This window comes from Bacillus sp. FSL R5-0593 (assembly GCF_038603755.1).
Taxonomy (GTDB): Bacteria; Bacillota; Bacilli; order Bacillales; family Bacillaceae; genus Bacillus; species Bacillus velezensis.
Genome location: NZ_CP152011.1, coordinates 2,537,051 through 2,544,769 on the forward strand (window position 1 = coordinate 2,537,051; position 7,719 = coordinate 2,544,769).

The window sequence follows — 7,719 nt, forward strand, 5'->3', positions numbered from 1 at the left end:
TCACGTTGTCACCTGCCAAAACGAGTCTGCAGGTGCAGTGCTTGTCTCTGCTTTTTTCTCATATTTCTTTAAAAGATCCGCAATGTCTGTTTTTTCATTACTTGTTTTTTCCGCTTCATTCTCCGTGCTGTTCCAGCCGCCCAAAAGCGGGTAGTGTTTTTTTCTGAATTCCGGCGGCTGAGGCGCCCGGTGATGTTCCCGCTGCCTTTCACCTCTGTATTCTTCAACGAGGATATGAGCATTTGTCCCGCCGTCAGGAAATGAACTCTGAGCTGCGACGCGGGGTTTCTTCTCTGAATGCCAATCAACGGGTTCACGATTAAAATGAATACGCGACGCTTCAAAGTCATAATGTTCAAATGGCTCACGCGCTGATAAGAAAGGCGGAATCCGCTTATGATAGACGCTCAGCACACATCGGATGAAGCCCGCAAGACCTGAAGACAGAAGCAAATGCCCCACATTCGGTTTCACCGATCCGATCCGGCAGGGCAGAAGCGTTTTCCGGTTCAGCTGATAGACATCTGAGAGCGCCTTGATTTCCACCGAATCAACGATTGGGGAACCGCCTCCGTTCACTTCTATATATCCAATGTCTTCGGGCGACTTTTCCGCCATGTCAAGCGCAGTTTGAATGGCGTCTCTCTGCGCTCTTATATTCGGTGAACCGGGACCGAGCGTCCGGCCGTCATTGTTTACCGAGACGGCTTTTATGACGCCGTAAATACGGTCTCCGTCCCGCACCGCATCGCTCAATCGTTTGATAAAAACCGCCCCCGCTCCTTCTCCGAGCACTTCTCCCGCTGATTCACGGTCGAATATATGAAACACGCCGTTCTCATTTAAAATATGGCGTGCTCCGAATAACCGGTGCGCGGACGGAGATAAGAGCAAACTCACCGAACCGACTAAGGCCGCGTCAATCCTTCCGGCCAAAAGGGCGTCTTTTGCAAAGGACAGCCCGATCAGCCCTGAGGAACATGCTGTATCCACGACAAGGCTCGGCCCTGTGACATTCAAAAATCGTGAAATGTTGGCCGCCAAATAGTTTTGCCCCGCCCCCAAAATCGGGTTAGGCGCCTGCAGGATATGTTCCATACCGGCTGAAGGCTGCGCCCTGCCGCCGATGTACACGCCGACTTTCCGGCCCGACAAATCCTTTTGGCCGTACCCGGCATCATAAACAGAATGAACCGCTTCTTCTAATATGATCCGCGCCTGCGGGTCCATAATTGCCGCGTCTTTTTCAGAGATGCCGAAAAAGCCCGCATCAAACATGTCGATATCATCAATCCACCCCGCATAATCCTTTGCATGTGCTGTTGCATGCCAGCGCGTTGCGGGGACAGGCCGGATGGCGGTGTTTCCTTTCATCAGCAGCTCCCAAAAAGCATCCGTTCCGCCCGCCCCCGGAAAACGGCAGGACATGCCGACGACGGCAATATCGTCTTCGGTATCCGCTTTCGGCTTCATGGATGTTCTCTCTTCAGCGGCGGCGGCTAAATCAGGCTCTACGTCCCTGTCTTGAACGAAACCATTTTCTTTTGTCACAAAATCGGCTTCATGATGCGCTGCGAAATAGTCAACCATTTCTGTAATCGTTTGATATTGAAGCATTAAGGACGGTGTTAACTTTATGCTGATCCGTTTTTGCAATGATTGAACCAATTCCGCAAAGAGTATTGAGTCAATCCCGTATTCATCAAACGGCATATCATCTTTTATCTGCTCATCCGTCATTTTCAGTTCTTCGCTGAAAACGGTGCGCACCCATTGACGAATCATATCCTTCACCTTTTGGTCACCGGCAGTGCTTTTTTTCATGGGAGCTTCAGCTTTCTTCACCTTCAGAAGATCACCAAAATCAGCCTCACTGTCTTCGGGAACACAAGGAATTCCGCAGCTTTGTCCGTTTAAAATGATGTAATCTAAAAACTTCAGTCCGTCTTCGGCAGACAGCCTGGAAAGTCCTGATTTTTGATAAGCAGGTGTTTCCGGCAGGCCTTCAGCCATGCCGGTTTCTTTCCAGACGGGCCATTGAACGGCTTTAACAAACACGTTTCCTTTACCTGCTTGATGATTTGCAAAAGAGTCCATAAATGAATTAGCCATCGCGTAGTCACTTTGCCCCGCAGCAAGCGAAGGGATCAGGCTCGAAACGGATGAGAACAAAATAAAAAACGACAGCGGCTCATTCTGAACGGCTTCAAAGAGACCGCGAAGCCCTGTTACTTTCGGCGTGCAAACGCTTTCGATTTCAGTTTCGGTTTTGTTATAAAAAGCGGGGTGTTCTCCCATTGCACCCGCGCAATGAAAAACGCCGGTAATCGGCCCCATCGTGCCGCGGATGCCGTCCGTCATGTTCCGGAGCCCCTTTTGATCCGTAAGAGAAACGCTGTAATAACGGATCTCCGCGCCCCGCTCGGCTAACCTCTGCATCCGCTCGGCTTTTTCCGGGAGAATGCCGTCCTTTTTCATGTCTGCCCACTCTGAGGAATCAGGAAGCGGCTCCCGCCCCATGATGACCAGTTTCCTGCAGCCGCGTGAAACGGCATGCTCCGCCGCAATTGCGCCGATTCCGCGCGATCCGCCCGTTATTAACAGCACATCATCAGACGAATAGGAAAGCTCAGGCGCCGCCGAAACATTCATACCCTGCTTCAGAAACGGCACATAACGGCGATTCAGCCTGTAGCAGCATTCACTGCCGCTTTTGGCCCGCGGCTGTAAAAATTCAGTCTCAATCTGTCTGCTTAATTCTTCTGTATGCTCAATCGCACAATCGCTATCTATCGTAAAAGAATGAATGTTGGCATACTCAGCGCCCAGCATCCGGTACAGCCCCGCCGTTTTCGCCCCTTGCATCAGAGGTTTACTTTCCTTGAAAGGCTGGAGGCGGTGTGTCACTTGGCTGAACACAGCGCCGCTATGACGGAGTGATTCCAGAGCCTGCTGTAAAAAGGCAAGCTTTCCGTGTTCTATCTCTTCCTGCCGTTCATATTCCGCGTCATATGCGGTTATGTCGACGACCCCGAGTATCTGTTTGTTTTGAAGAGACTCCCGCACTCTGCCGTAAAGGTTTCGCCCCGATGCGGCGGCATAATAATCGGCGCCGTCTTTTGCCTGATGGATGAAGCAGATCGTTTCAATATGGCCGTTTCCTTTAAAAAGAGCATCGGCCAATCGGCTCGTCTTATCAGTTGCAAGTATCATTACTGTTCCTGATAATGCTTCAGATTCCGCCGGATCTTGCTGCTTCCAGTCTTTTTGAAGAATGATCTTTTGGTTTTCCGCCGGTTCGTCTGTCTGTTTCCGGATATCCGCAGGCACAGGCACCCAATACCGCTCCTTCGCGAACGGATATACAGGAAGGCTGACCCGTTTCGGCTTCTCTCCTTCGTATAACAGGCTCCAGTCAACGGCGGCTCCTTTTGCCCACTCAGTGAGCAATCTGGAATATTGCTTGTTTTTCAGCAGCTCGGCCATTCCACTTGATGAAATATCATCTTGAGCACGTCCGCGGAAACATCCTTCAATTTCTGTTTTCCGTTCAAGCACATCCTTCAGCTTCGCTTGCAGGCCGCAAACGGATGTAACGATAAATGCCAGCCGTTCAGGCATCGCTTCTCTGCCAGCTTGAAGCGTGTAGGCCAGGTCTTTAAGGTTGACTTCTTTTTCCCGTAAAAAGCGGTCATACCGTTTGACATATTCTAATAGGCGTTCTTCATTTTTTGCCGAAAGCAGAAACAGAACCGGCTCGTCTTCCCGTATATTTACCGATTTCTTTTCAGCCTGCGGCGGCAGATATTCTTCTATGACAAAATGGGCATTGCTCCCGCTGGCGCCAAAAGAACTTAAACCCGCTCTTCTCGGCTGGTCAGAATGTGACGGCCGTTGCCATTCTTCCAGCCGGTCCGCCACATAAAACGGCGTGTCCGGAAACGGAATATGGGGATTCAGCGTGTCCGCGTGCAATGACGGAAAGATTTCTGCATGCTTCAGCTGCAAAAGCACCTTTGTTAATCCGGCGATTCCGGCTGCTCCTTCTAAATGGCCGATATTTGATTTGGCAGAGCCGATGGCGCAAAACCGCTTCTTGTTTGTCCATTTGCGGAAAGCGCGGCTCAGCCCTTCAATTTCAATCGGATCACCCAGAGACGTGCCTGTTCCGTGGGCTTCAATATAGCTCAGTGTCTCCGGATCAATGCCGGCACCCCGAAAAGAATCTGTAATGACTTCCGCCTGTGATGCCGGATCAGGCACGGTCAAACCGGATGTTTTTCCGACATGGTTTAAAGCGGAGCCTTTTATGACGCCATATATCGGACAGCCCATTCTTTCCGCTTCTTGAACGGTTGTCAGTAACACCGCGCCGACGCCTTCTCCCGGCACATAACCGTCACCGCCGTCGGCGAAGCTTTTGCAGACGCCTTCTGAAGACAGAAATCCGGCATTCGCCAAAAACGCATATTTATGCGGGTGTGTGACCGCATTCACACCGCCGGCAAGGGCGAATTCGCACTCCCCCCTTTTAATGCTTTCACATGCCAAATGTATGGATGTGAGCGAAGAAGAGCACATCGTATCCACAGCCATTGACGGTCCCGTAAAGTTCAGGCAGTGAGACACGATATTCGGAACAGAGGCAGGCGTCACGCCCATAGACAGCGGTGTGCCCCGCTGTGTGATTTCAGCCCCGAACAGCTCATAATGGCTCCAAAACACACCTGCGAATACCCCGACGCGTTTTCTCTTTTGCGAAGATGGCCCGCGCGCCGTTCTGTCCTGATAAAAACCGGCATCTTCACAAGCTTCCCAAGCCGTCTCTAAAAACAGCCGCGCCTGCGGGTCCATCATTTCAGCCTGGCGAGGAGTCAGATTGAAAAACAGCGGATCAAAGCTGTCTATGCGATCTAAAAATCCTCCGTAACGGTAGAACTGATCTGCTTCATATGAGAAAGGATAACCTTTCCATCTGTCTTTCGGCATTGTTGTGATGCAGTCTTTCCCCGAGCGCAGATTTTGGTAAAATTCATCAATGCTTCCCGCCTGCGGGTATTTTCCCGCCAATCCGATTACCGCAATATCGCGCTCTTCTGTATGTCTCTCTTGTTTTCGGCTCCTTCTCTTTACAGCTGCATGGGATAATGAAGAGCGGTTCTTGTCTGCCATCGGAACCAATCGGGCCATGCTCTCAGTTACAGCGGGCTCCTTCCCGTATAAAATAACGGATTGCAGCTTGCCGAGACGCAGCATATATTCAAGTGCAGCCATCCCTTCCCCGGCCGGAAGCGGGCTGGTGCCAGTTGCATCATTCATGATCTCTTTCATCAAGCTGTCAACCTGCATGCCACCATCTTCCCAAAGCGGCCAGTTGATCGTCATAGAAGCCCCGGTCCGTTCGCCTTTTTCCGCTCTGCAATCGCGATATTTCATATATTCATCCATAAAAGCGTTCGCTGCGGCATAATCTATTTGGCCCGCATTTCCGGCCAACGCCGAGAATGAGGAAAATACGGCGAAAAACTCAAGCGGTTCATTCCGTGAAGCTTCGTCCGCATGAATCAGGCCGCTGATTTTCGGCAGGAACACCCCCTTCAAGTCAGAACTGTCTTTTTGGATGATAAATTGATCTTTTAAAACACCGGCGCAATGAAAAATGCCCGTCAGCCGGCCGAAGGTTTCTGTAATCTGAGCAAATGCCCGCTCTGTTTCGGCTTTGCTGCCGATGTCCGCTTGAACGTAAAGAACTTCTGCGCCCAATGCTTTCAGTCTGCTGATCTTCTCAGACTGTTCCGGCGAACGGCCGATGAGTGCGAGCTTCACTTTTTCTTTTTCTGCAAGGTGACGGGCAAGCAGAAATCCAAGACCGCCGAGGCCTCCTGTAATGACATATACGCCGTTTTGTTTCCAAGGAGACTGTGTCTGCCCGTCCAGTTTCTCAATACGTTCGAACAATCTGATCTGCCGCATATTGTCTTTATACCGAATGTCTGTACATCCTGCATGAGAGCAGTCTGCTTCTGTTCTAATGATTGCGGCCGTCTCACTTGGCAATTTCTCATTCTTTTCATAGAAGGTGATGACCTGAATGCGAAGAGCCGGATTTTCCAGATGTGCCGTTTTCAGCATAGCCCCGAGAGCGGAAGACAATGCCGCTCCATTCTCAACGGCGCATACAAGCTGAATCAATGTATGTTCTTTCGGATGGTCTGTCAGTTCCCGTTTGAGCATACGAAATATGCGCTCGGCATCTGCTCCAAACTGCTCATCTGCAGCCTCATGCTCCCTTTTCAGTTCTATCACTTCCGCTTCCGGGCAATGTATGACGAGTTCACCTGTGAGACGGGGTTCTGCATCGGCAGCGATAATGAGATGACGGGTGTGTTTTTGCCCGTTCTGCACCGCCGTTCCCAGCGGATGATCTTTCCAGGCGGGTTCAAAAAACAGAACTTCATCAGCAATGTCAGCGTCTGATGTATGCCGTTCTTTTGCCGAACCTTTCAGCACACAGCCCGCTTCATTGATAAGGTAATCCGCAAGGCGGCGGACAGATGAATATTCAAAAAGCAGTGTCGGATAAAACTGCTGCTGAAAAGTCTGCTCTAATATCTTTACAAGCTTCAGCAAATGCGCCGAGTCAAGCCCCATATCATAAAAGCCTTTCCTCACATCAATATCCTGTGCCGGACGATTGACCAGCCTGGCGATTTCCGACTTTATGTAAGTCACCATGTTTTGTTCCGGCGTTTGCTGTTCAGACACGTCTTCTGCGGCCACAGAATTTTCCGACTCACCACGGCCGCTTCTGTTCTGCTGAGGCGGCTTCTCTTTGTCTATCAGATGGGTAATCATATTCTCTTGTCTGACCCTTTTTACTGTCAGTTTCTCACATTCGGCCAATACGTTCCCTGCCCTGTCGTAAATCGTGAAGTCGGCCGAATAAACATCAGGTTCGCTATCTGATACGCCGCTTTCAGTGCGGCTGTTTTTCGCAGAATAAGTGTAAATCGTTTTCGGAAACGGCTGATACATGCAAAAACGATTGATCATAAAAGGAATATAAGGTGTGTCATTCTGCTTTTGGGCCGACAATGCAAAGGAAGAGCCGGCAAGGGTGGACGCATCCAAAAAAGCCGGATGCGCCTTAAATTTCTCCCGGAATCCTTCAGCCAAATCACTCAGAGTAAGCTCCATTAATTCTTCTTTATCCTGAAGCTGATAAACGGCCCCTTCATTTTTCATAAACTCGCCATGCTCAATATGGCTTCTTCTTGCAATTCCATAAATGTCATGCATGTCCCATTTTCGGCTTGCGTTTTTCATGAACGCTTCAATATTCAGTTCTTTTGCCCGCGGCGTGTCTTCTTGCAAATAAAGCTGGCATTCCATATTCTCATCCCGGTTTCCGCCAAGCGGTGTGCCGTTTTTTGCTTTTTCGCTAGTAATCTCAACTTTCCAGCTGTCACACGCCGACGTAAAGGTCACATACAGGTGTTTATCAAACTCTTCAGATGTTACAACAGGCTGCTTAAAAATAATCTGTCTTAATTCTATAGGCCGTTCACCGAGATACCCGGCGGCGAGCCGATACAGCATATCTATTAAAGTCACGCCCGGGAGGACGCGGATTTGATGAACGCGATGATCCCGGACGATATAATTCGTATGGCTGATTTTCTGCAGGAACGTTTTGACTTGATCGGTGGCAACTGCCAA

1 protein-coding gene is annotated in these 7,719 nt (G+C 50.0%); it reads right to left on the reverse strand.

Going from position 1 to position 7,719, the window contains the following annotated elements:
* Nucleotides 1–7,719, reverse strand: coding sequence for an SDR family NAD(P)-dependent oxidoreductase (locus tag NYE36_RS12570; protein ID WP_265451354.1), 7,719 nt, complete (start codon nucleotides 7,717–7,719; stop codon nucleotides 1–3).